The 25273-nt window shown below is 69.7% G+C and carries 17 protein-coding genes; 8 read left to right on the forward strand and 9 right to left on the reverse strand.

The window, feature by feature from the left end; genetic code table 11:
- The first annotated feature begins 334 nt into the window (after positions 1-334).
- Together ABH920_RS23055 and ABH920_RS23060 are read left to right on the forward strand one after the other, a co-directional pair.
- Positions 335-1825, forward strand: a complete 1491-nt coding sequence (locus ABH920_RS23055; protein ID WP_370351151.1) for a glycoside hydrolase family 43 protein — start codon at positions 335-337, stop codon at positions 1823-1825.
- Positions 1826-1833: 8 nt separating this feature from the next.
- Complete coding sequence (locus tag ABH920_RS23060; RefSeq protein ID WP_370351152.1) at positions 1834-1980, forward strand: alpha-L-fucosidase; 147 nt, start codon at positions 1834-1836, stop codon at positions 1978-1980.
- Between the two features lie 26 nt (positions 1981-2006).
- Here ABH920_RS23060 and ABH920_RS23065 read toward each other — a convergent pair whose 3' ends face one another.
- From ABH920_RS23065 to ABH920_RS23080, 4 genes are all read right to left on the reverse strand, one after another.
- Positions 2007-2321 carry a glyoxalase/bleomycin resistance/dioxygenase family protein gene (locus tag ABH920_RS23065; protein ID WP_370351153.1) on the reverse strand — a complete coding sequence of 105 codons (315 nt, stop codon included), beginning with the start codon at positions 2319-2321 and terminating at the stop codon, positions 2007-2009.
- Entirely contained in the window at positions 2318-4471 is a 2154-nt protein-coding gene (locus ABH920_RS23070) for a beta-galactosidase (RefSeq protein ID WP_370351154.1), read from the reverse strand. The genes ABH920_RS23065 and ABH920_RS23070 overlap by 4 nt, the downstream gene beginning before the upstream one ends.
- A gap of 45 nt (positions 4472-4516) precedes the next feature.
- Positions 4517-5569 (reverse strand): LacI family DNA-binding transcriptional regulator, encoded by a 1053-nt coding sequence (locus tag ABH920_RS23075; RefSeq protein WP_370351155.1) that lies wholly within the window; start codon positions 5567-5569, stop codon positions 4517-4519.
- Between the two features lie 175 nt (positions 5570-5744).
- On the reverse strand, positions 5745-6803 hold the full coding sequence (locus ABH920_RS23080; protein WP_370351156.1) for a ricin-type beta-trefoil lectin domain protein: 1059 nt from the start codon (positions 6801-6803) through the stop codon (positions 5745-5747).
- Between the two features lie 117 nt (positions 6804-6920).
- On the opposite strand from ABH920_RS23080, the gene ABH920_RS23085 reads away from it, so the two are divergent.
- Entirely contained in the window at positions 6921-9050 is a 2130-nt protein-coding gene (locus ABH920_RS23085) for an alpha-galactosidase (RefSeq protein ID WP_370351157.1), read from the forward strand.
- Positions 9051-9094: 44 nt separating this feature from the next.
- On the opposite strand, the gene ABH920_RS23090 is transcribed toward ABH920_RS23085, so the two are convergent.
- The 3 genes from ABH920_RS23090 to ABH920_RS23100 form a co-directional block, all read right to left on the reverse strand.
- A complete protein-coding gene (locus tag ABH920_RS23090) occupies positions 9095-11095 on the reverse strand; it encodes an alpha-L-fucosidase (protein WP_370351158.1) in 2001 nt (666 codons plus the stop codon).
- 88 nt (positions 11096-11183) lie between these two features.
- A complete protein-coding gene (locus ABH920_RS23095) occupies positions 11184-12665 on the reverse strand; it encodes an arabinofuranosidase catalytic domain-containing protein (protein WP_370351159.1) in 1482 nt (493 codons plus the stop codon).
- Between the two features lie 63 nt (positions 12666-12728).
- Positions 12729-15131 (reverse strand): ricin-type beta-trefoil lectin domain protein, encoded by a 2403-nt coding sequence (locus ABH920_RS23100; protein WP_370351160.1) that lies wholly within the window; start codon positions 15129-15131, stop codon positions 12729-12731.
- Positions 15132-15339: 208 nt separating this feature from the next.
- Between ABH920_RS23100 and ABH920_RS23105 the strand changes: the two genes are divergently transcribed.
- On the forward strand, positions 15340-16095 hold the full coding sequence (locus ABH920_RS23105) for a FadR/GntR family transcriptional regulator (RefSeq protein WP_370351161.1): 756 nt from the start codon (positions 15340-15342) through the stop codon (positions 16093-16095).
- A 43-nt stretch (positions 16096-16138) separates the two neighbouring features.
- Here ABH920_RS23105 and ABH920_RS23110 read toward each other — a convergent pair whose 3' ends face one another.
- Positions 16139-17593 (reverse strand): arabinofuranosidase catalytic domain-containing protein, encoded by a 1455-nt coding sequence (locus ABH920_RS23110; protein WP_370351162.1) that lies wholly within the window; start codon positions 17591-17593, stop codon positions 16139-16141.
- A 401-nt stretch (positions 17594-17994) separates the two neighbouring features.
- Between ABH920_RS23110 and ABH920_RS23115 the strand changes: the two genes are divergently transcribed.
- From ABH920_RS23115 to ABH920_RS23125, 3 genes are all read left to right on the forward strand, one after another.
- Positions 17995-19467, forward strand: coding sequence for a lectin (locus ABH920_RS23115; protein ID WP_370351163.1), 1473 nt, complete (start codon positions 17995-17997; stop codon positions 19465-19467).
- Between the two features lie 155 nt (positions 19468-19622).
- Positions 19623-21866 (forward strand): RICIN domain-containing protein, encoded by a 2244-nt coding sequence (locus tag ABH920_RS23120; RefSeq protein WP_370351164.1) that lies wholly within the window; start codon positions 19623-19625, stop codon positions 21864-21866.
- A 63-nt stretch (positions 21867-21929) separates the two neighbouring features.
- A complete protein-coding gene (locus ABH920_RS23125) occupies positions 21930-23006 on the forward strand; it encodes a LacI family DNA-binding transcriptional regulator (protein ID WP_370351165.1) in 1077 nt (358 codons plus the stop codon).
- On the opposite strand, the gene ABH920_RS23130 is transcribed toward ABH920_RS23125, so the two are convergent.
- Positions 22984-24372 carry a glycoside hydrolase family 6 protein gene (locus tag ABH920_RS23130; RefSeq protein ID WP_370351166.1) on the reverse strand — a complete coding sequence of 463 codons (1389 nt, stop codon included), beginning with the start codon at positions 24370-24372 and terminating at the stop codon, positions 22984-22986. The genes ABH920_RS23125 and ABH920_RS23130 overlap by 23 nt on opposite strands.
- A 218-nt stretch (positions 24373-24590) precedes the next feature.
- Here ABH920_RS23130 and ABH920_RS23135 point away from each other — a divergent pair, with 218 nt between their 5' ends.
- Positions 24591-25136, forward strand: coding sequence for a hypothetical protein (locus ABH920_RS23135; RefSeq protein ID WP_370351167.1), 546 nt, complete (start codon positions 24591-24593; stop codon positions 25134-25136).
- The last annotated feature ends 137 nt before the right edge of the window (positions 25137-25273 follow it).

A 25273-nucleotide genomic window follows, 5' to 3' on the forward strand; every position in this document is an offset into this window, starting at 1 on the left:
AGGGAACTGCCGCATCCGGCGGCGGATCGGCGTGGTGGCGCGATGGCGCGATGGCGCGATGGGCGCGCGGTCGCGGCACCCGGTGATGGCAGGTGTCGGTGAAGCGCTTCGACGTCAGGTCGGAACGTGGCGTCGAAACCGTGCTCTGGAAGCGTAGCCTCGGCGGCTGTAGCCTGTCCAGGACGATATCGAAGCGCTTCGACAGAATTCTCGCGCCGAGCGTTGACCGATGCTTCGGCACCCGGCTAGCGTGCCTGAGAAATTATCGGCGCACAATCCTGGAAACTTTCCAAGGCGCTTCCCAGAGGCTCTCCGGCGAAAGGCTGCTGCCACCGTGGGCGACACCGCACCGCACCCCGTCCTGCCCGGGTTCCATCCCGATCCGAGCGTCTGCCGGGTCGGCGAGGACTACTACCTGGCGTGTTCCAGCTTCGAGTACTTCCCCGGGGTCCCGGTCTTCCACAGCCGCGACCTGGTGCACTGGCGGCAGATCGGCAACGCGCTGGACCGGCCGAGCCAGCTGCCGCTGACCCAGGCCTGGTCCTCCGGCGGGATCTACGCCCCGACCCTGCGCCACCACGACGGCCGGTTCTGGCTGATCACCACCAACGCCAGCACCGGCGGCGGCAACCTCCTGGTCACCGCGACCGACCCGGCCGGGCCCTGGTCCGAGCCGGTCATGCTGCCCGGGGTACCCGGCATCGACCCGGACCTGGCCTGGGACGAGGACGGCAGCTGCTGGTGCACGGTCGCGGGCGTCTCCCAGGTCCGCCTGGACCCGGAGACCGGGAAGACCCTCGGCGAGCCGCACCGGATCTGGTCGGGAACGCGCGGCGCGAAGGCCCCCGAGGCACCGCACCTGTACCGGATCGGCGAGTACTGGTACCTGATGATTGCCGAGGGCGGCACCGAACGCGGGCACGCCGTGTCGATCGCGCGCGGACCGGCGCCGACCGGGCCGTTCGAGGCCTGCCCGGCGAACCCGATCCTGACGCACCGCGGCCAGGAGCACCCCGTGCAGAACACCGGCCACGCCGACCTGGTGCAGGGCCCCGACGGCTCCTGGTGGACGGTGTTCCTCGGCGTACGTCCGGGCGGCGGCACCCCCGGGTGGCACGTCCTGGGCCGGGAGACCTTCCTCGCACCGGTGGAGTGGGTCGACGGCTGGCCGGTCGTCGGCGAGGCGGTCTCGGACCCGTCCCGGATTCCCTGGCCGCTGCAGGAGGACGTGGACGAGTCGGTCCTCGACGACTTCGAGGACAACGCTCTGCGACCGCAGTGGATCTCGCTGCGGGACCGCCGCGAGGAGTTCTGCACGACGACCGAGCGGCCCGGCTGGCTGACGCTGCGCGCCCGCGGGAGCTCGTTGGACGCCTCCGACGTCGTCTTCGTCGGGCGCCGCCAGCAGCACCAGACCTGCCGGGCCGACGTCCTGATCGACGCATCCGTCGGCCGGGGCGGCCTGGCCGTCCGGCTGGACGAGCACCATCACTACGAGATCGAGACCGGCGACGGGGAGGTGCGGGTCGTGGCCCGGATCGGGCCGCTGCGCACGGTCGTGGCGTCCCAGCCGGTGCCGGACGGACCGCTCGTCCTGAGCGTGCGGATCGACGAGAAGCAGGCCGAGGACGCCCGCAGCGGGCCGGACACCGTGTCCTTCGCGGTGGCCGAGCCGGACGGCGAACAGACGACCCTGGCCGCGCTGGACGGCCGCTACCTCTCCACCGAGGTGGCCGGCGGCTTCACCGGCCGGGTCATCGGCATGTACGCCACGGCCGGGATCGTGCGCTTCGACTGGTTCGACTACGTTTCGGGCGGATTCTGATGACGACCGTGCCTGAGATACTGCGTGACCTCGACCAGACTGTGCGGGAGGGGCCGTTCGGTGCCGGCTGGGAGTCGCTGGCGGGATATCAGGTCCCTGACTGGTACCGTGACGCCAAGTTCGGGATCTTCATCCACGACAAGGGAAGACGCTGACCGGCTCGGAGAGCGATCGGCCGTGATCAGGCGGCGTGGATCTCGACGGTGCGGCCATCGGGGTCGGTCAGCAGATGGTGACCGGGGTTGAGCGCGGGTGTCGCGGCGGACCCGTCGATGGCCAGGCCCAGCCGCAAAGCGCCGGTCTGGCGGTCCGAGCGGGCCGGGTAGATCTCGAACACTACGCCGCCGGTGAGGACGGCGGCGTAGTGTCGCGGACCCCCGCCATGTTGTTCGGCGGTGAAGTGCAATCCGAGGTCGCTGTAGAAGCGGTAGCACTCCTCCATCTGCGGGGAGTACAGGACTAGTAGGGTCGCGTGTATGGCATTCGGGGTGGTCATCGGCCTCCTGACTTGTCCGATGCGGTGCCGACCGAGACGAAGACCCGCACGTCCCAAGGCCCGAGCTCGATCGTCTCGCCGCCAGCGACGGAGCTGCCCCCAAGGACATCGTCCAGCTCAACTGGCGCCGTCACCCGCACCGGCTCCCAGCTCCAGTTGTGAACCACCTGAACCCGCCGCCCGTCCGGCGCCGTCCCGCTCGTCGCCGTGACCGACTCCGGCAGGTCGCGCCATCCGCCGTGCGGCGTCGGGGCCAGCCAGGCGGCCAGCGCCCGCGCCATCGATCGGCCCGGGACCGTGCCGACCGTCGTGACGCGGCCCGCGCCGTGGCGCCGGCTCGTCACGGCCGGCCAGCGTCCGAAGTGCGGATGGTCATACTCGGCCAGTACTTCGGCGTCGGCGACGGTCAGCCCCTCGACCCACCGCGTCGCCGCCGCGTCGCCCGGCAGAGCGAAGCCGAGCGGACTCCCAGCGACGGCGCGCGTCGGTAGCGGGGCGTCCAGGTTGCTGAACTCGTCGTACCAGACCCCCGCCGCCGTCACGAGACGCGCCGGCGCCGGCTCGTGCCGGGCCCGCGCCTCGTGGTCGCCGTAGCCGGTGCGGGGGCCGAGGACGAGGTGGCCGCCGGCGTGGGCGTAGGCGGCCAGCCAGTCGAGGGTCGCGTCGGCGGCGAGGTACAGGCCGGCCGCGATCAGCACCGGGTGCCTGGCGGCCATCTCCTCGGGCGCGATCCCCGCCCGCTCGCCGCGCGGGTCGTGCAGCTGGCGCGCGTGGTAGGTGCGGGCCTGCCGTCCGGCGTCGAACACGCCGCGGTAGAAGGAGTCGAAGATGCGGTGGTACGCGGCGGCGTCCGGACCGCCGTCCGGCCTGGCCAGCGGTGGGTACTTCTGCATGAGCCACTTGCTCGGCACCGAGTACACCAGGGCGACGTCGGCGTCGGGCTCGATCCCGGCGACCAGGGGACCGGCGGCCTCGAACTCCGCGCCCAGGCGCGCGAGCTCCGCGTAGGCGCGCCCCGGGCGTCCGCTGTGCGGCAGGACCCCGCCCCAGTACGTCTCCGCGCCGAAGTGCAGCGTGTGCCAGTGCCAGTACTCGATCATGCGGGCGCCGCGCGCGACGAAGGCCCACGCCGCCTGCCGCCACTGCCCGTCGAAGGCCGGCCGGTTGTCCCACGGCGAGCCGATCGCCTGCGCGTTGGTCTCGGTGACCAGATACGGCTCCTGCCGGGAGGAGAACATCCGATCCGCGCTCTGATACAGCGCCCACACGCCGGTGGTCTGCCATATCTGCTCATGCTCGTCCGGCGTCGGATCCGGCAGCGCCAGGCCGTCCTGCATCGCGTAGTACGGATTCCCCGCGGTGACGTCCAAGGCGTCGGTCAGCTCGTCGTCCTCCAGGGCGACGTGCGCATACGACAGGCACGTGGTGACGAACTGCTCCGGCCGCGCGTACTCGTGCGCGATGGCAGCCTGCCAGGCCACGAATTCAGTGGTCTGCCGCGCCAAGAACGCCCGCCACGCCGCGTCGTACTGCGGCTGCGCGTTGCCGTCCGGCCGCCACAGGTCGGACCAGTTCGTCAGCCGGTGCGACCAGTACACCAGCCCCCACTCGCGATTCAGGGTCTCCACGTCCCCGTACTCGCCACGCAGATGGTCGACGAAGCGCTGGAAGACGCCCTCGTTGTGCGGCAGCCGCAGGCCCGGCTCGTTGTCCACCTGGAAACCGATGACCGCCGGATGCGACGCGTAGCGCGCCAGGATGGCCCGGGACACCCGCTCGGCGTGGAACCGGAACGCGGCATGGGAGAAATCCGCCTCCTGACGTGCGCCCCAGCCGACCCGCGTGCCGGTCGCCGATTCGGTGGCGATCTCCGGGTAGCGCCGCGCCAGCCACGGCGGCACGGCGTAGGTCGGAGTGCCGAGCACGACCGAAATCCGGCGCTCGTGCGCGCCGTCCAGGACCGGTCGCAGCCAGTCCAGCTCGAACCGGCCGTCCTCCGGCTCCCAGGTCGACCAGACGGATTCACCGACGCGGATGACGCTGAAGTTCGCCTCGGCCATCAGGTCCAGGTCGGTCTTGAGCCGATCGTACGGCTGGTACTCGTGGTAGTAGGCCGCGCCGAACAGGACGCGGTCGGGCAGGGAAGCCATGCGATGGTCTCCGAGTGTCAGTCTCGTCAGTGGTGGGTGAGAGCGTCAGTCTGCTGCGGTCGTTGTCGCTGCTGCTGCTGCTGCTGTCGCCGGCGGCGGCGCGGTGCTCTCCCGCACAGTCAGCGTGGTCGCCATCTCCACCCCGGTCTGCGCCGGCTCCTCCCCACGCCCCAGGCTCAGCGCCAGCTCGGCGGCCGCCGCCGCCATCTCGGCCAGCGGCCGGTGCACGGTGGTCAACGGCGGCTCGACCCACGCCCCGACCGGCAGGTCGTCGAACCCGACGACGCTCAGGTCCTCCGGGACGCGCAGCCCCGCCTCACGCGCCGCGCGGTAGACGCCCAGCGCCTGCAGGTCGCTCGAAGCGAAGATCGCGGTCGGCCGGTCGGCGCGCGCCAGCAGGCCCAGCGCGGCGGCGTGGCCGCCCTCGCGGGTGAGCGGGGCGTCGAGGACCAGATCCGGCTCCACCGGAAGGCCGGCGGCCTGCATCGCGGAGTGGAAACCGGCCAGGCGCGCGCGGCACGGCAGCAGGTCCGGCTCGCTGATGACGGCGATGCGCCGGTGGCCCAGCTTCACGAGGTGCCGGATCGCGGTCTGCCCGCCGCGCCAGTCCGTGGCGCCGACGAACGGCACGTCGTCCGGCAGCTCGGTGGCCGGATCCAGGACCAGGAACGGGATGCCGCGGGTCTTGAGCAGGTCGCGCTCGGCCTCGGACAGCCGCGCCACCGCCAGCACCACCCGCGGACGCCGCTCGACGAGGTCGTCGACGGCGGTGGCCGTGGCGGCGGCCGGCCCGGACTCGGAGATCACGACGCCGAACCGGTGCTTGCGCGCCACCTGCTCGACCCCGCGGATGACCTCCACCGCCTGCATCCCGGCCAGCTCGTGGAACACCAGCTCCAGGATGTCGTTGCCCTTGGCCGGCGGCTTGCGGTAGCCGTAGCGCTCGATCAGCTCCTCGACCCGGGCCCGGGTCTGCTCCGACACCCCGGAGCGGCCGTTGAGGACCTTGGACACGGTCGGCACCGACACGCCCGCCGTCTCCGCGATGTGCGCGATGGTCACGGGGCCCCGCTCGCGCTGCCCTCCCGGCTCCGTCACTTGCGTCTCCTGGTCAGCCACGCCCTATTCATACACCACGGTTGTGGCATCCTTGCAAAGTTTCGCCGGTGCGGACAGAAAGTTGCCCGCACCGGCGCCGGCGCTCGCCGGTGCTCATCGCGGCCGCGGCGTCAGCCGGGTGTGAGTCGGGTGTGAGTCGGGTGTTCCATCGGCGTCAGCCGAGCGTCCACTGCTGGTTGCTCTGGCCGTTGCAGCCCCACAGCTGCACCAGGCTGCCGTCGGCGGTGCCGAGGTCGCTGACGTCCAGGCACAGTCCGGACTGCACGCCGGTGACGGAGCCGTCGGCGTTCAGCGTCCACTGCTGGTTCCGCTGGCCGTTGCAGGACCAGATGTCGACCTTGGTGCCGTTGGTGGCCGAGGTGATCGAGGTGCCGTTCTTCAGGTACGAGTACACGGTCGACGTGTCCGAGCCAGGCGTGAAGCCGTTGTAGGACAGCGAGACCGAGGCGTCGTTGTTCGGGTCCTTGTTGATGAGCATGACGTCCACGTCGCCGTTGGCACGCTTCACGGCGTGCGTGGACAGCAGCGACGTCGACGAGCTCGTGGACACCAGGGTGTCGCCGGGGCCGACGATGCCGTCCGGCCAGGACGCCGGCGTGGTCAGGACGGCGCCGATCTTGATGGTCGGATCGACCGCCTTCATCGCCGAGATGTACTGGAGCAGGTTGGTGGCGTACGTCGTGGCGCTGTGGCTGGCGTGGTTGTCACCTTCCCACTTGGCGCCGTATTCGCCATTGCCGTACTGCTCGTTGCCGATCTCCCAGTACTTCACGCCGTAGCCCTTGGTGACGTTCGAGTACTGCACCCAGGCTGCGGCCTCCTGCGGGGTGCCGGAGCCGTAGTTGGCGGTGACGATCGCCTGGGCTCCGGCGCCGCGGACGGTGGCCATGTAGTGGTCGAAGTCCGTGTTCGGGGCGACGAAGCCGCCTCCGTCCTCGGTGTTGGTCTGCCAGTGGTAGCCGTCGGCGTAGCCGCCGGTGCTCAGCGCGCTCTGGACGGCTGGGGTTGCGAGGGTGCCGTCGTAGACAGCGAAGTTGACGCCTGTGCCGGTCGTCGGGAGCGTCGCCAGGGCTTGGTTGGCGTTCACCGTGACGGTGGCGGAGGTGCTGGCGGACGCCGGCGGGGCGGCGCCGGCCGCGGCGATCGTGCCTCCAACGGCTAGCGCGAGGGCTGCGCTGAGGCGGAGCATGCGGGTGCGGGCAGGTCTGTGCATGGCCGCTCCATGGGAGTTGGGGCACGAAAGTTTTGCAACCATTGTGCGAATGTTTCTTGACGAGAAGCTAACGATCGGTCAGATTCAGGTCAAGAGCGGATAGGTGGTGGAGTGGTCGTGACCGACGAGGCAACGTTCTCCTGGGGCCATGCGGCGCTGCGCGTCGATTTCCTCATCGATACGCAGCGCCGTGTCCGGATCGTCGGGCTGGGCCCGGACAGTCCGGTCGTTCCCTCCGATGGGCTGCCTCTGGTCGAAGTACTCGTTGCCGGACACGGACGCTGGGCGGCCACCGAGCGTGTCATCGGCACTGTGTTCGGCGAGCGCCTTGCGTATCAGGGCCATGAGGAATCCCGCGAGGGTGAATGGCTGTGCCTGCGCGTCGACCTGGCCGATCCGGACGCTGGGCTGACCGCTGAGGTGCATCTGCGCACCCCCGAGGGCGTCGGCGCGGTGCAGAGCTGGGTCCGGTTGGCCAACGGAGGCGAGCAGCGCCTGGTCGTGGAGTCCGTGACATCGATGGTCCTCGGCGGGATCGCCGGCGGTGGTGATGGCGGCGCCGACGGCGGCGTGGCGGGCCTGGACGTCTGGCACGCCGACAACGAGTGGCTGGCCGAAGACCGCTGGCAGCGGCGCGCGCTGCGCGAAGTGCTCGTCGACATGAACTTCGGCCGGCTCCTGGCGGAGGCGCGCAGCAGCTTCTCCCGCACCAGCCAGGGGACCTGGTCGACGGGACGCCACCTGCCCACGGGCGCGCTCACCGCCCGCGGCAGTGGTCGGACCCTGATGTGGCAGGTGGAGAACCTCGGGGGCTGGCGCTGGGAGGTGGGGGAGTACACGGGCGTCGCGTACCTCGCCCTGCTGGGACCGACCGACCGAGACCACCAGTGGCGCCAGGCGCTCCATCCCGGCGACGAACTCACGACGGTTCCCGCGGCGATTGCGATCGGCGCTTCACCGGACGGCGGCGACGGCGGCGACGGCTTCGCCGAAGCGGCCGCGGCCATGACCGCCTACCGCAGAGCTCTGCGACGCCCGCACCCGGACCACACAGCCCTCCCGGTGATCTTCAACGACTTCATGAACACCCTGATGGGCGATCCGACCACCGAGCGTCTGCTCCCGCTGATCGACGCCGCGGCCGAGGCCGGCGCGGAGTACTTCGTCATCGACGCCGGCTGGTACGCCGGCGCCGAGGGGTGGTGGGACACGGTCGGGGCGTGGGAGGAGTCGCCGACCCGCTTCCCCGGCGGCCTGATCGAGGTCGTGGACCGGATCCGGGCCCGGGGTATGGTTCCCGGGCTGTGGCTGGAACCCGAGGTGGTCGGCGTGCGCAGCCCGCTGGCCGAGGCGCTGCCGGAGGCCGCGTTCTTCCGGCGCGACGACCAGCGCGTCGTCGACAACGGCCGGTACCACCTGGACCTGCGGCACCCGGCGGTCGTGGCGCACCTCGACGGCGTCGTCGACCGGCTGGTGGCCGACTACGGCGTCGGATATCTCAAGCTCGACTACAACGTGAACCCCGGCCCCGGCACCGACCTCCACGGCGGCAGCCCCGGCGCGGGCTTGCTGGCGCACCAGCGCGCGCTCCTGGACTGGCTCGACGGGGTCCTCGACCGCCATCCGGGCCTGACGCTGGAGAACTGCGCCTCCGGCGGCATGCGCAGCGACTACGCGATGCTGTCCCGCCTCCAACTCCAGTCCACCAGCGACCAGCAGGATCACTACCGCTACCCGGCCATAGCCGCCGCGGCCCCGGCCGCCATCGCCCCGGAGCAGGCCGCGAGCTGGGCGTACCCGCAGCCGGAGTTCGGCGGCGAGGAGAACGCGTTCGCGCTGTGCAACGCGCTGCTCGGGCGGATCCACCTCTCGGGGCACCTGGACCGGATGACGCCGGAGCAGCGCGCCCTGGTCGCCGACGCGATCGCCGTCTACAAGCGGATCCGCACGGACATCCCGGCCGCGGTGCCCTTCTGGCCGCTGGGCCTGCCGGGGTGGACGGACCCTTGGATCGCGCTCGGACTGCGCGGCGCGGCGACGACCTACGTGACCGTGTGGCGCCGTCCGGGCGAGGAGTCCGCCGCCGAGCAGACGTTGCCGGTACCGCACCTGAAGGGTCGCGATGTGGACATCAGTGTCCTGTTCCCCCAAGACACGAAGAGCTCGATCGGCTGGAGCCCGGCGGCAGGTGAGCTGACCGTGCAGCTTCCTGTCGTCGGGACCGCCTGCCTCGTCGCGATGGGGTGAGTGCTTCTCGGGCCGCGCTCGGGTCTGTGATCAGATGTCTGTGATCACACCGCGACGATTGACCACTCATTGTTCGTACTCGAATTCGGGCTCCACATCACCGTCGTCGACCCCGCCGCCGAGCTCCCCGCGCCGTCCAGCGCGGTGCCGGTGCCGCGGTTGACGATGTGGTAGCGGCCGGTGCCGGCGCTGGTCAGGGTCCACTGCTGGTTGTTGCCGCCGTTCCACGCGGCCTGCCGCGCGGGGGCGCCGTTGGCGCTGTCGCCCCAGCTGTCGGCGACCATGCCGTTGGTGTTGTTGACGATGCGGTAGTAGCCGCCGCCGAGCGGGACCAGCTGCCACTGCAGGTTCGTGCTGCCGTCGTAGGTCCACTGCTTCAGGTTCGAGCCGGAGGCCACGCCGCCGCCGCTGTCCAGGACCAGGCCGGTGGTGGCGTTGACGATCTTTGCCCAGCCGGTGGGGAGGGGGCCGGTGCCCAGGGGTGGGATCTGGCCGGAGAAGGTCAGCTTGACCGTGTAGGCCAGGGCGTTGAACGGCGCGTTGGACGAGGGCATCGTGAAGTGCAGGCCGCCGGTGTCCTGCACTGGGGACGGCAGGTTGACGTACGTCCCCGCCGCATTGTTGAGCAGCTGTGCCGAGACCAGGGTGCTGAGATTGATCTGGTTGGAGTTCAGCGTGCTCACCGTCATCGTGCCGCCCTGCCACCCAAGCGCCGTGGCGTACAGGACCGTGTTGTCCTTGCTCCGGGTGAAGCGGACGTCCTGCGGCGTGCCCGCCTTCGGCCCCGAGAACGACCCGCCACCCATCGCGGTCGGCCCCTCGCCGTACGAGCTCCAGGCGCGAGTCGCGTAGATCGCCTCGCCGAAGCGGCCGAGCCAGTCGCCCAGGCCGAGCAGGATGGTCTGCTGCCCGGAGGGGATGGTGCCGTCGGCCATCGGGGCGATGTTCAGCAGCATGTTGCCGCCCTTGGCGACCCGGTCGATCAGTGCGTGCAGCAGCGCCTGCGTCGTGTAGTAGCCGATGCCGACGGTGTAACACCAGCTGGAGGAGGAGACCGAGTCGTCGGTGAGCCAGTACGGCGTGAGCAGGCCGCCGGGCCCTCCGCGCTCGAAGTCGAAGACCTCGCCGGAGGTGTCGAAGCCGTCCTTGTAGGTGGCCACGACGTCCTTGTTCCAGGCCACGGCCTGGTTGTAGTAGTACGCCAGGAACGCCAGGCGCTCGGACTCCTGGACGTTGCCCAGGTCGAAGTCCTGCCAGATCATGTCCGGCTGGTACCCGTTGATCACCTCGACCAGCTTGGTGAACCAGAGCTGGTTCTCCGCGGTCGTGCCCATCTGCCCGTACAGCTTCTGCAGCGTCGCGGTCGACTGCTGCGGCACGTACTGGTAGTAGCCGAGGAAGTGGTACGCGTGGTGCAGGGACGTCATGAACTTCAGACCCTGGGCGCGGATCGCCTGCGCGTGCAGGCCGACCAGGTCCAGGTTCGGCCCGGTCCGCACCGCGTTCCACTCGTTGGCCTGGCTGTTCCACATCGAGTAGCCGTCGTGGTGCTCGGCCACGGGACCGGCGAACTTCGCGCCGGCGGCCTTGAACAGCTGGGCCCAGGCGTTCGGGTCCCAGCTCCCGCCGGCCGACGCGAGCTTGGGCGCGAACTTCGTGTAGTTCCCCGCCTTGTCGTACGCCCCGAGGATGAAGTTGTGGTACGGCCACACCGAAGGGTCCCCGTAGGTGGCGATGTGGTGCTGGTTCTCGATCGAACCCGGGTTGTACATGTTGCGCGGGTACCACTCGCTGCTGAAAGCCGGGACCGAGAACACACCCCAGTGGTAGTAGATCCCGAACTTGGCGTCCTGGAACCACTCCGGCGTCGGCGGGTGCTGATCCACGGAGGACCACGACGCTGTGTAGCTCTGCGGACCGGCGGTCGCCGAGGCCGAGGGTGCGAAGCGCAGCAGGCCGAAGGCGGCGGCCGCGCCGGCGCTTCCGGCGGTGAGGAGCGTGCGACGGCTGACGGGGAAGGGGGCGGGAGAGGGGGAGGAGGGCATGGGGGTCCTTTCGACGTGGCAGGAGCGTCAGGAAAGGGGCCGGGGCGGCGTTCCCTCAGCGCCGCCCCGGCGGTTTGCGGGGGGAAGGTCAGCCGAGCGTCCACTGCTGGTTGCTCTGGCCGTTGCAGGTCCACAGCTGGACGAGCGCGCCGTTGGCGGTCGAGGCGCCGCTGACGTCCAGGCACAGACCGGACTGGACCCCGGTGACGGTGCCGTTGGAGTTCAGGTTCCACTGCTGGTTGGTCTGGCCGTTGCAGGGCCAGATGATGACCTTGGTGCCGTTCGTCGTGCCCTTGTTGTTGGCGTCGAGGCAGTCGGTGGTGCCGGAGTCGGTGACGGTGAGCTCACCGGCCGAGGTGTGAGCGAACGTCTGGTTGCTCTGGCCGTTGCAGGAGTAGATCTGTAGCTGCGTGCCGCCGGTCGTGGTCGCGTTCGGCACGTCCAGGCACTTGCCGGCGCCGACCGCGTGCAGCGCGCCGCCGGGCGGCGGGGCCGGCGCCGAGTAGCCGGCGCCGGTGATGGTCGCCTGCACCGCGTTCTCGGTCGCGTCCGAGGGGTAGCCGGTGGTGACGGCACCCTCGAAGAACTCGCCCTGGCCGCCGTTGCTGTTGTCGCCGCCGGTGCCCAGCTCGACGTCCGGCTGGACCTTCATCGGCGAATAGTTGTTCGGTAGCGGTCCTGAATATGTCGTCGTCAGACCGCCTGTTGTCGAATCACCGTTCTTCAGTGTGAAGTTCGACGTCCCGTTGTTCTTCTCCACCGCGGTCACGAACGCGTGGTTCACACCGGGGTTGTTCGCCGTGTTCGGCCCGGTGTTGGTGCTGTACATGCCGTTCTCCAGGTCGGCCTCGACCCACGGCCCGGGCCCGGTGCAGCCGCCGAACCAGCACGCGTTGCCCCACTCGATCGCGTTCATCGTCGCGTTGCCGTCGTCGCTGTGGTCGGTCTCGGCGCTGCCGAAGTCGAAACAGCACTGCGAGTTGAAGTAGTTGGAGGAGGTCACCATGTAGACCCCCTCCGGCTGCGATCCGGTGGGCACGCCATTGGTGTTGTCGATGCGGTAGCCGACGCCGGGATGCACCTTGACGCCGAACACCTGGTGCCCGTTCACGGTCTCCGGCAGCGCCATCGCGTCCGCGCCGACGTCCGAACCGTTCGGGCCCGGGCCGTGCCAGAACCCGCCCGAGGAGATCGGCATGTCGTTGTGGTGCGAGGTCTGGTCGTAGAGCTTGGTGATGGTGCAGCTGGTGTTGGCGCAGAACGAGACCTGCGCGGCACCGTTGGCGTAGTCGCCGGCGGCCAGCAGGCCGACGTCCAGGTGGCTGCCGTCCGACGCGCGCTGGATCTGGTAGAGCGGCCCGTCGTACGAGCCGTACAGCGCGCGCACAGTGCTGTACGCGGCGGCGCAGGGCGTGCCGCCGCTGGCGTAGACGTCGCAGGGCAGCGACGTCGCGGCGCGCGCCGTCGTCGCCCCGACCTGCATCCCGGCCACGGCCAGGAGGGCCGCGAGCGCGAGCATCAGCAGCGGCCGCAGGGGTCTGCGGCCTCCGGTGAGGATGGATCTGAACACTGTTTCACCTCCGAGGTGTGACTGTTCTCGAATCGATTCGACCCGGCATCGGGGAGCCGGGGCTCAGCTGAGGGTCCATTGCTGGTTGCTGCCGCCGTTGCAGGTCCAGAGTTCGACCAGGGCTCCGTCGGTGGTGGAGGCTCCGGTGACGTCGAGGCAGAGTCCTGATTGGACGCCGGTGACGGTGCCGTTGGGGTTGAGGGTCCATTGCTGGTTGGTCTGGCCGTTGCAGGACCACAGGATCGCCTTGGTGCCGTTGCTGGTGCCCTTGTTGTTGGCGTCCAGGCACAGGGTGCTGCCGCCGACCGTGACGGTCAGCTCGTTCGAGGAGTTGTGCGTCCAGGTCTGGTTGGCCTGGCCGTTACAGTCATAGATCTGCTGCTGGGTACCCAGCGTGGTGGTCGAGTTCGGGTCGTCCAGGCACTTGCCCGCGCCCACCGCGTGCAGCGCGGTGCCGTTCGGCGGCGGAGTGGTGCCGCCGGAGACGCCGGAGTTGTTGATGACCTGCTGCGCCGCGCTCGGCCAGCCGCCGCTCACCTGGGTGTTGCCGGTCAGCACGTTGTTGTGCGGGGAGCCGGTCGCGACGTTCGTGGCGCCGGAGTTGTACCAGTTGTAGGAGAAGGTACTGTCGTCCGTGTTGTTGTTCGAGTTGGCGTTGGTGAACGCCCACACGCCGGTGTCCTGCACGACGTTGTTGGTCAGCGTCAGATACCGGGAGCCCTCGTCCAGGTACAGGCCGACGGTGTTCTGGTTGTCGTAGATGTAGTTGTCGTCGATCACGCCGCCGGGGTTGGCGGACAGGTTGTAGATGCTGCCGCCGTCGTGGAAGACCTTCTTGGTGCCGTGCACCTTGTTGTAGCTGACGACGGTGTTCTTGAGCGTGGTCGGCGTGGTGTAGATCGGCTGGTAGTTGTACGTGCCGCGGTTGACGTAGTCCTGGCTGCCGCCCGGGTCGTTCATGCCCCAGCCCCAGCCGACGTCGATGCCGTCGTAGGCCAGGTTCGACACCTCGTTGTGCTCGATGTCGGCGTGCGTGACGTACGTGGACAGGATGCCGGGCATGTCCTTGTAGTCCTCGGCGACGCCGGTCACCAGGTTGTTGGTGATGGTGACGTTCTGGTCGGTCATCGCGGTGTTGGACGGGTGGTGCGCGTCCGGCTGCACGCCGCCGACCACGATCCCGGCGCCGGAGTCGTCGGTGAACGTGTTGTGGTCGACCGTGACACCCGAGGCCCCGAGCCCCACGCCGGAGGCGGTGGAGGCCGAGTCGTTGCCGATGCCGAGCCCGACCTGGCCGAGGTGGGCGAACGTGTCCCCGCTGAAGGAGATGTTCGACGCGGCCGAGACCTGGACCGCACCAGGCACCTGGCCCAGGCCGTTGCGGGTGGCCTCGAACAGCTGGCAGCCGGACTGGCAGGAGGACAGGAAGTCCGACGGCTGGTTGTACTGCTTCGTGAGGAACGTGCCCGTCTGCTGGTCCGCGTAGCCGACCGAGCTGCCCGGCCCGAGCCACGTGGTGTGCTCGAACGCCAGGCCCTGGAACGAGATGTCGGAGACCGGGGCGCTGTAGCCGCCGCTCATCTGGATCAGCGAGGTCAGGCGGGGGAGCTCGACGTCGTGGCTGCTCGGCGACTGGCCGGAGGCGGCCTTGTAGTACAGCTGGCCGGCCTGCGGGTCCAGGAACCACTGCCCGGCGTTCTTCAGGAACGAGTACGAGTTCTCCAGGTACATCTGGCCGCCGGCGAAGGGCTTGGCCAGTGTGTCGTAGCCCCAGTTGTTGTTGTTCCAGGACGGCTGCTGCATCGCGATCGTGGTGCCGCTGATGCTCGACACCGGCGCGAAGTGGTCGGTGAACGAGTTCTGGCTCTCCAGCTCGATCCGGTTCTGCTCCGGCAGCGTGGCCAGGTAGTCCAGGGCCGAGTTCGCGATGGTCATGCCGCTGGTGGTGATCTGCACGTCGCTGCGCGAGATCGGGATCGCGGCCCGGGGCGCGAGCGCGCCGTCCACGTAGAGCTGCCGGGAGTCGGACCCGGTGGCCACCGGCGCCGACCAGATGTTGTTCGCCGAGTCGTGCAGCGTCCAGCCGGACACCTGCTGGCCGCCGGACAGCACCGGCGACGTGCCGGAGGCGGCCTGCCAGATGACGTTGTGCCCGTTGGTGCCGGAGTCGGAGGCGTTGAAGACCAGCGGCGCGGACAGCCGGTAGGTGCCGCCGGCGAGCTGCACGACGATGTCGCCGCTCATGTTTGAGTTCATCGACCGTACCGAGGACTGCGCCTGGGTGATCGAACACGGCGCGGCGGCCGAGCAGGCGGTACCGCTGCCGGTGGGGGAGACGTACAGGGTGGCGGCGGTCGCGGCGTGGGACACGGCCGGTATGCCGAAGGCGGCCGTGGCGAGCGTGACGGCGGCCGCCAGGATCGCAGGGCGGGAGGAGCCGCCGCGTCGGCGGATGGTGGGGATCATGGTCCTTCCTCGCTGTGAGAACGTGAAGAAATGTGTCTGACTTTGATCCCTCATCAGAGTCCCAGGAGCCTGCCCCGTCAAGAGAATGAGCATGCTTATCGTCAAGATTCTTTAACGCTGCCGTCTTCACCTGGTGGTGAGTGACCGGCGGATTTTATGAGTCATACACATCGCCTGGACGTTTCGATCGAGGTGTATGTTCTCCGGCATGGTGAGCCTGACTTCGCGCGACGCGGACGGCGGTCCGGGCAGTGGTTCCTACCGGCCGGGCTACGAGCTCGCGGCCGAGCGGATCCTGGAGCTCATCGCCGAGTCCGGGCTGCGGCCGGGGGACCGGATGCCGACCGAGAACGAGCTGGCGGCGCAGCTGGGCACCAGCCGGACCGTGGTCCGGGAGGCGGTCAAGATCCTCTCCGCGCTCGGCCGGGTCAGCGCGCAGAAGGGCCGCGGCCTCTACGTCGCCGACGACGAGGGGATGCTGGGCTCGGCCGGCTGGGGCGGCTTCTTCCTGCCGACCGATCTGGACCACGTCTACATGCTCTTCGAGTTCCGCCGGATCCAGGAGACCGAGGCCGCCCGGCTGGCCGCGACCCGGGCCATCCCGGCCGATCTGCACGCCATCGAGACCGCGGCCGACCTGTGCCGCGAGGGCCACGTGAGCGGCCGGACGGAGCTGTTCGACCGCGGCGACGACGACTTCCATCTCGGCATCGCCGCCGCGTCGCACAACGCGTTCCTGGTCGCCTCGGTCCGCGAGGCCCGCCGGCTGCAGCGCCAGTCCAGCATCATCGGGCTGCACGGCACGCTCGGCGGCCACGCGCCGGAGGCGGTCGCCGAGCACACCGCGATCTTCCACGCGATCCGGGACGGCGACCCCGACGCCGCGGCGCGGGCGGCCGCCGTCCACATCGACAACACGCTGGAGGACTACCGCCGCGAGATCCAGCGTCGCCTGTTCGGCTGAGCTCGCGGCGGCAGGGTCCTCCGGGTGCTCCGGGGTGTCCGGACTAGCCGAGGGTCCATTGCTGGTTGCTCTGGCCGTTGCAGGTCCACAGCTGGACCAGGGCTCCGTCGGCGGTGGAGGCACCGCTGACATCGAGGCAGAGTCCTGACTGCGCTCCGGTGATGGTGCCGTTGGAGTTCAGGTTCCACTGCTGATTGTTCTGGCCGTTGCAGGGCCAGATGATCACCTTGGTGCCGTTGGTCGTGCCCTTGTTGTTGGCGTCCAGGCAGTCAGTGGTCCCCGCGTCGGTGACGGTGATCGCACCGGTCGAGGTGTGCGTGAAGCTCTGGTTGCTCTGGCCGTTGCAGTCGTAGATCTGCACCTGCGTGCCGCCGGTGGTGGTGGCGTTCGGCACGTCCAGGCACTTGCCCGCGCCGACCGCGTGCAACGGACTGCCGTTCGGCGGAGGAGTGGTGCCGCCGGTGGAGTAGCCCGCTGCGACGATGTTGGCCTGGACGGCGTTCTCCGTGGCGTCCGACGGATAGCCGGAGGTCATGACGCCTTCGTAGAAGGTGCCGTCGGAGCCGCGGCTGTTGTCGCCTCCGGTGCCCAGGATGATGGCGCCTTGCTTGCGCATCGGGTTGTAGCCGTAGACGTTGGGGCGGGGGCCTGAGTAGAACGTGGACAGGCTGCCGGACTGCGCGTTACCGCCACGGATCGCCCACTGGTTCGCGCCGCCCTTGATGATGGCGGTGGTGAACCGGTCGCTGATGCTCGGGTCGTTGGCGTTGAAGCCGGCGTTCTGGCCGGAGTACAGGCCGTTTTCCATGTCGGCCATGATCCAGGGGCCGTTTCCGGAGCCGTAGCCCCAGACCCGGATGTTCCCGAAGTAGATGGCTTCCATGGTGCCGTTGCCGTCGTCGTTGTTGTTGGTCTCGGCGTTGCCGTAGTCGAAGCAGCAGCCGCCGTTGTAGTGCGTGCCGTCGAAGATCGCGTACTCGCCCTCGGGGTTGTCGCCGGTGGCGATGCCGTTGGTGGAGTCATCCCGGTAACCGGTACCGGCGGGTATGTACACGCCATAGGCTTCGTGCCCGCTCAGGGAGACCGGGTCGGCGTTGGCGACGGCCAGGTTGTCCGCGCCGGGCGCGGCCCCGCCGCCGAGCGCCTGGGTCAGGTTGTTGCCCCGCCCGGACTGGTCGTAGATGACCGTGATCACGCAGGTCGTGTTGGCGCAGAAGGAGTCCTGCGCGGCGGCGTTCGCGAAGCCGCCGGCGCTCAGCACGCCGATGTTCGTCGTGGCGTTGTCCGAGGAGCGGCGCACCTGGTACAGCGAGCCGTTGTAGGCGCCGTACAGCGCACGCGTGGTGCTGTGCGCGGCCACACAGGGAGTGCCGCCGGAGGCGTAGATGTCGCAGGGCGCCGTGGTCGCCGCGCGCGCCGGAGTGGCGTTGGCCATCCCGGTCGCCACGACGCCGGCCACGAGCAGGAGCGCTGCCGCGAGGAATGTTAGCGCTCGCATTCGGTGACGAGCGGGTGGTCTTCCGGATAGCAGTGCACTGTGTGTCATCTGAGCTCCTTGAACGCGACTCGTTGTGGTGAGGGGCGCTGCCCTCCGACGCCTTCGGCTGCCGGTCCGAAGCGGCGGAATGTTAGCGCTAACATTTCGGCCCGCGTTCATCGCCCGTCAGAGCGGATGGCGCGGGGATGTCTCGGCGCTAGACGGTGCTGCACGTTGCGTGTTCTGTCAAGGGCTCTCTGATGACCAGTCACGTTGTTTCAGCGCGACTACGAAACTTTCGCAGTTGCTTGACACCACCGGCTGTTGCGAGCTTTCGTGTGACTCGCAGCTTCGCCCTCCACGGATGCCGGGCCGATCATCGCGAGCTGCTTCCCCGTCATGTCCGACCAGCGGAGTTCTTGATGATCCACAAAGCAATCCCGGCACGTCGTGGTCTTGCCCGCGGCCTCGCCGTGGCGGCCGCGGCCGTCCTGGCGGTCCCCGTCGCGGCGGCCCTCACAGCCCAGCCGGCCGCCGCGGCGTCATCGCTGCGCAGCCTGGCCGAAGCGCAGAACCGGTATTTCGGCACCGCCCTGACCGACGGCGACCTGAACGCCGGCGGCGAGACCGCCGTCGCCGGGGCCCAGTTCGACATGGTGACCCCGGGCAACGAGATGAAGTGGGACACCACCGAGCCGTCGAACGGCTCCTACAACTTCGGGCCCGGCGACCAGATCGTCTCCTGGGCCCAGAGCCACAACGCCCGGGTCCGCGGGCACAACCTGGTGTGGCACAGCCAGCTGCCCGGGTGGGTCAGCAGCCTGCCCTCGAACCAGGTCCAGGGCGTCATGGAATCGCACATCACCACCGAGGCCACGCACTACAAGGGCCAGGTGTATTCCTGGGACGTCGTCAACGAGCCCTTCAACGAGGACGGCAGCCTCCGCCAGGACGTCTTCTACAACGCCATGGGGTCGAACTACATCGCCGACGCCATCCGCACCGCGCACGCCGCCGATCCCAACGCCAAGCTCTACCTCAACGACTACAACATCGAGGGCGAGGGCGCCAAGAGCGACGGCATGTACAACCTGGCGAAGTCGCTGCTGGCCCAGGGCGTGCCGCTGAACGGCATCGGCTTCGAGAGCCACTTCATCGTCGGGCAGGTGCCCGCCAGCATGCTGGCGAACATGCAGCGCTTCGCCGCGCTCGGCCTGGACGTCGCGGTGACCGAGCTCGACGACCGCATCCAGCTCCCGGCCAGCTCGGCGAACCTCCAACAGCAGGCCAACGACTACTCGACCGTGGTCAAGGACTGCCTCGCCGTCAGCCGCTGCGTCGGCGTCTCGCAGTGGGGTGTGGACGACGCACACTCCTGGATCCCGGGTACCTTCCCCGGCTACGGCGCGGCCACCATGTACGACCAGAACGACCAGCCCAAGCCCGCCTACAACGCCACGGCGGCTGCCCTGGGCGGCGGCACCACCCCTCCGCCGCCGAACGGCTCCGCGCTGCACGCGGTCGGCGCCGGGAAGTGTCTGGACGTGCCGAACGCCACGACCACCGGTGGCACGCAGGTGCAGATCTACGACTGCAACGGCCAGAGCAACCAGAGCTTCACGCACAACTCCAGCGGCGAGCTGACCGTCACCGACTCCGGCACGACTGACTGCCTCGATGCGAACAGCAAGGGCACGACCAACGGCACCAAGGTCATCATCTGGCCCTGCAACGGCCAGACCAACCAGCAGTGGAACCTGAACTCCAACGGCACCATCACCGGAGCGCAGTCAGGACTCTGCCTCGATGTGAGCGGTGCCTCCACCGCCGACGGAGCCCTGGTCCAGCTGTGGACCTGCAACGGCCAGAGCAACCAGCAATGGACCCTCAGCTAGGGCCTTTCGCCAGGTCGGTGTCCTTGTGCAAGATCTGTGTCCCTTCGCAAGATCTGTGTCCCTTCGCAAGATCTGTGTCCCCTCGCAAGATCTGTGCGAGCGCGCCCGGCCCTCCGGGGCCGGGCGCGCGAATCGATTCGACCAGGGAGTGTCGGATGAGAGTTCGAACAAGCATGAGGCGGATCGCGATGGCGGCCGCGATGGTGGTGGCGCTGGCGGTCCCGTCGTTCTCGGCGGCGCGCGGGCAGGCCGCGGCGGGTGAGGCGCTGAGCGTGAACCTCGCGGCCCCGACCGGCGCGGCCACCGGCGTGGGGGAGGGCTTCCTCTACGGCCTGACCGTCGACGGCACGCAACCGGCCGACCAGTACCTGCAGCCGCTCGGCGTCACGGCGCACCGGGGCGGCGGCTGGTACTCGGGCGGCTGGATCAAGGACGGCTACAAGTACGGCTCCGCCAGCCAGGCCGACGTCGCCTCGATCATCGACCAGGCGCGCCGGCTCACCCAGCCTCCGTACCACGCGCAGTACCAGGTGCTGGTCACGGACATGTACGGCCTGAACGGCGGCCAGCCCTCGAACACGACCTACCCGTGTGACAACGGCGACTGTTCGAACTGGGTCTCGTTCATCGACTCGACGGTCGGGGCGTTGCAGGCCTCCGGTGTGAAATTCGCCTACGACATCGACAACGAGCCGGACATCTCGGTCTTCTGGACGCGCGGCGTGAACAGCGCGCAGTACTTCCAGATGTGGGACACGGCCTACCGGGAGATCCGGCGGATCGCCCCCGGCGCACAGATCGTCGGACCGTCGTTCGCGTACACCCCGCAGAGCCGGCTGAGCCAGTGGCAGACCTGGCTGGCGCACGTGAAGGCGGCCGGGACCGTGCCGGACATGATCACCAACCACGACGAGGGGGACGTGGACGACCCGGTCACGGTCTCCCAGTCCCTGAACAGCGCGATCTCGGCGGCCGGACTCAGCCCGATCCCGTTGTCGGCCAACGAATACCAGCCTTCCGACCGGCAGACGGCCGGAGTGACCGCCTGGTACCTGGCGCGGTTCGCGCAGTCCGGCTACACCAACGCGATGCGCGGCAACTGGCAGTGCTGCATCTCGCCGAACCTGACCGGCGTGATCGATCCGAACGCGAGCGGCGGCGCGGCCTACACCGGCAACTGGTGGGCCATGCGGGCCTACGCGGATATGACCGGTTCCCTGGTCTCCACCTCCGGTCAGGTCGGATCCACGGCGATCTCGGCGGCGGAGGACAGCGCCCGTCGGCGTGCGGTGGCGGTCGTCGGGGATTCGAACGGCTACACCGGTTCGGCGTCGGTGACGTTCAACGGGCTGTCGTCCGTGCCCTGGCTGGCGAACAACGGCACGGTCGAAGCCGTCGTCTACCGGATCCCGGACCAGTCCGCGCTCACCGCGCCGCAGGTGGTGTCGGATCAGGTGGTCGGCGTCTCCGGCGGATCGGTGACGCTGCCCGTCACCTTCCAGGCCTCGCACGACGCGTTCGCGGTCTACCTGCTGCCCGGCTTCGCGCAAGGGTTCAGCAGCAGCGTGGTCAACCAGGGCGACAGCCTGTGCATGGAGAACCCCGGCTTCACCACCGTGGCCTCTGCGCAGCTCGATCAGGGCTCGTGCGGGGCGGGGGCCGACCAGCAGTTCCAGTTCGTCCCGACGGCGGCCGGAAGCAGCACGTACTTCATCCGTCCGATGACGCCCGGCGACTGTGTGGAGGTGGGGACGGTGGTGACTCAGGGCCCGTGTACCTACGGCACCGACGAACAGTTCGCGCTGCACGCGGTGGGAACCGGCGTCTACCAGGTGGTGGCACAGAATTCGGGGCAGTGTGTAGCTCCGAACGGAGGGAGCACCGCCGGCGGCGCGGGGCTCGTCCAGACCGCCTGCACGGCCGCCGGCTCCGACGAGTGGAAGATCGGGCAGGGCCAGACGACCGGGTTCCCGAGCGGCTACCACCAGCTGGTCGTCGGAAACGACAGCCTGTGCCTGGACGTCTACGGCGCCACCGGCGCCGCCGGAGCCGCGATCGACCAGTGGACCTGCAACGGCCAGACCAACCAGCAGTTCCAGTTCGTGCCGGTGTCCGGCGGCTACGGCGAGCTTCAGGCTCAGAACTCCGGCGACGACGTGGCGGTCTCCGGCGGCTCCATCATCGCCGGCCAGCCGGACATCGTGCAGCAGGTGCCGAACGGCGCGGCGAGCAGCCTGTGGCTCCCCGTGCAGCAGTCGGACGGCGGCTATTCGTTCCGGAACCAGGGCAGCGGCCTGTGTCTGGACGTCTACGGCGCCGGCAGCAACCTGGGCCAGCAGCTCGACCAGTGGCAGTGCAAGAACACCTCCGGAGGCAACCAGGACTTCACGGTCCGTTGAGATCCCTGTCGCGGCCGTAGACTTCGGATCAGTGATCGTTCGACCCGTCGACCGCGGAGGGCCATGAACATCGGAGAGATAGCGCGCCGCTCGGGGGTGGCGCGCAGCACGGTGTCGTACGCGCTCAGCGGCAAACGGCCGGTCTCGGAGGAGACCCGGCGGCGCATCCAGGCGGTGATCGACGAGCTGGACTACCGCCCCAGCGCCACGGCCCGCGCGTTGAAGGAGGGCCGGACCCGCACGGTCGGTCTGGTGATCCCGCCGGCCGGCGCGCGGCTGACGTCGATGCAGCTGGGCTTCGTGGCCAGCGTCGTGGAGGCCGCGGCGCTGGTCGACCTCGACGTGCTGCTCTCGCCGTCCGGCGGCGACCACGACGGCTCCTTCGAGCGGCTGGTCGGCGGGCGCCGGGTGGACGGCGTGATCCTGATGGAAATCCGGCTGGACGATCCGCGAGTCGGCCGCCTGGCGCAGACCGAGATGCCGTTCGTGACCATCGGCCGCACCGCCGAACCGGACGGGACGTGGTGGGTCGACGAGGACTACGCGACGCTGGTCGGCGAGTGCGTCGACCACCTCGTCGACCTCGGCCACCGGCACCTCGCGCTGGTCAACCGGCCGGCCCGGATGGTGGCCGCCGGCTACGGCCCCGGGCGGCGGGCCCAGGAGGGGTTCGCCGCGGCGGTGGAGCGGCGCGAGGTGAACGGATCAGAGTTCTGCTGCGAGGACGACGTCGCCGGGGGCGAGCGCTGCGTGGCGGAGATCCTGGCCACCCGCCCCGCGACGACCGCGATCGTCACCGTCAACGAGGCGGCGCTGCCGGGCGTCCAGCGCGGGCTGGAGCGGGCCGGCCACGAGATCCCGAGGACGTTCTCCATCGCCGGGGTCGCGGCGGATCAGTGGGCTGAGGAGTTCCACCCGCCGCTGACCGCCGCCGACGTGCCGTCGATGGAGATGGGCGCCGTCGCGATGGATCTGCTGACCGAGCGCATCGCCGACCCGGACGCCCCCGCGCGGCACCGGCTGTTCGTGCCGCCGATCTCGCTGCGGGCCAGCACCGGGCCCGCCCCGCGGCCGTCGGCGCGGCCGGCGTTCCTGCGGCCGACCGCGCCGAGCCGGGTCAGGGGAACAGGCGGGGATTGAACGTCAGCGCCGGGACCGCGTTCTCGGCGAGGGTGAGCGCCTGCGCGGGCCACCAGGCGCCGGCCGCCGGGTCCACGGCGCCGCCGTATTCGGGGTCGCCGGGCCCTGCGGTGCCGCGGGTGCAGCTGCCGTCAGACTCGCCGATGGTCTTGATGTAGAGGTAGGCGTCGACCAGCGCGACGCCGGTGGCGGCGGTGGGTTCGGCGCCGATGCCGCGGCCCGGCGGGTTGCACCAGACCTGCGGGTCGCCGGTGTACTTGCCCGGCGTCGGGGTCCAGGCGCCCTGGCCGTTGCGGCTGGTGTCCACGACGAAGTGGGTCAGCTGCGCCGGCGGCGGCGTGCCGACGTTCTGGGCGTACCAGGCGTCGGTCCAGTGCCAGGTGCTCGGATCGGTCGGGGACACCGCGTCGCCGGGCTTGCCGTCGTTCGGCGCGGCCGAGGAGTAGTACTGGCTGGCGCAGTAGTCGGTGTGGCCGGCGGCCCAGGCCGGGCCGTCGGTGGCGAACCACAGGCACTGGGAGACCCAGGTGCCGTAGTGGTCGGTCTGGTCGGTGGGCTGGTAGTTGGACACGTTCAGGAAGAAGCCCTGGGCCTGCCCGACGCCGGCCTGGATCAGGCGGTGCGCCATGTCCCCGACGGAGTGCCACTGGCTGTTGCCGGCGTCCAGGTAGACGACCGTCTGCGGCTTGGCTTCGAGCGCGGTCACGGCGTAGTTGATGTCGGCGATGCGCCCGGCGGTCAGAGTGCCGGTCGGGTCGGTGGTGGCGCCGCAGTCCGAGGGCAGGTTCGCCAGCGCGTCGGGCTCGACGACCACCACGGCCCGGCTGGAGCCGACGCCTTGGGCGAACGCTGATATCCACTGCTGGTAGGCGGCGTCGGAGGCCGCGCCACCGGAGGAGTACTGGCCGCAGTCGCGCAGCGGGATGTCGTAGGCGACCAGCACCGGGACGGCGCGCTCGGCCGCGGCGGTCCGGACAGCCGCCCGGACCTGGCTGCGGACCTGGTCCGGGGTGCCGCCGGTGAACCAGGTCGCCTCCGGCCAGCTGGCCAGCTTCGCCATGGCCGCGGCGTCGGTGAAGTCGCCCTGCCGCAGGTCGCTGAGGGCCTGGCGCTCGGCCTCGTTGTCGGGCGTGACCGCGAAGCGGGTGTCCGGCGGCAGCGTGTGGCCGGTGCTCGCGGTGCTCGCGGTGCTCGCGGTGCTCGCGGTGCTCGCGGTGCTCGCGGTGCTCGCGGTGCTCGCGGCGGGCGCCGCCACCGCCGCCGCGGCCGGGCTCGCCGCGCCCGAGGCGGCGGCAGCCGGGCCCAGGGCCGCGGCCGATACGGTGAGACCTGCGGCGAGCAGGAGTTTCCCGGTTCTGGACAGCATGGTTCCTCACTGGTGGAAGGGTCGGTGTCCGCAATCTCCAGTGCGCTCCGGGCGGTGTCAACGCGTCGGCGGGGCCTCCGACGCGGCTCGCAGGTCTTGAGCTTGCTGTTTTCCCGCCGGCAATGAAAGTTTCATGGGCTCGGCGCTGCTCGAAGACGGTTGGCGGCTGGCCATACTGGACACGGATGGGTTGTGAAACGCAGGGGGCTGAGGCGAAGATGAGCGACTGGAACACCCCGGGGCTGACCCCGGAGGTCTCGAAGCGGATGGCGGACCAGGTACCGCTGTCGCAGGCCGCGGACCGGATCCACGTGTTGGTCCATGAGGATCCTGACTCGGGTTTCGCCGCGGTCTCGTTGGACACGCCGCATCGAGCGATCATCGTGCGCTGGAAGGGCCCGGTTCCCGCCGAGGTCGAGGCCGAGTTGGACCGTGACAGGGCTCTGGGAATCACGGTGACCGTCGTCGCGGCACGGTATTCCGTGAAGGAGTCCCTGGCCGAGGCGAATCGTCTGGGCAGCGCGGTGATCGGCGTCAAGGCGCCGAATGGCGACACGATCACGGCGATCGGTCCGAACAAGGACTACTCCGGCCTACTCGTCAGGCTCGCCCCGGCCGCCGAGGAGAGACAGACGGTCCTCGCTCTGAGCCCTGAGGCACTGACGGCGCGAGCGCGTGCCGGGTTCCCCGCGCTGTCCTCGGACATGCCGATCGCGGTGGTGATCGGCGGTCCCATGACCATGTCTGTCGTTCTCTCGGACTAATCGGTGAACCTCTTTCCCCAGGCCAAAACCCTGATGCGACGGAGCACAAGTGTTCGATAACATCACGGCCTGAATCAGATACCTGATTCTCGCGAGGGGACCTGTCGAGCGGGGTACGGGGCACGGGGGCTGAGCCG

Origin of the sequence: Catenulispora sp. EB89 (genome assembly GCF_041261445.1) — a bacterium.
Lineage (GTDB): Bacteria > Actinomycetota > Actinomycetes > Streptomycetales > Catenulisporaceae > Catenulispora.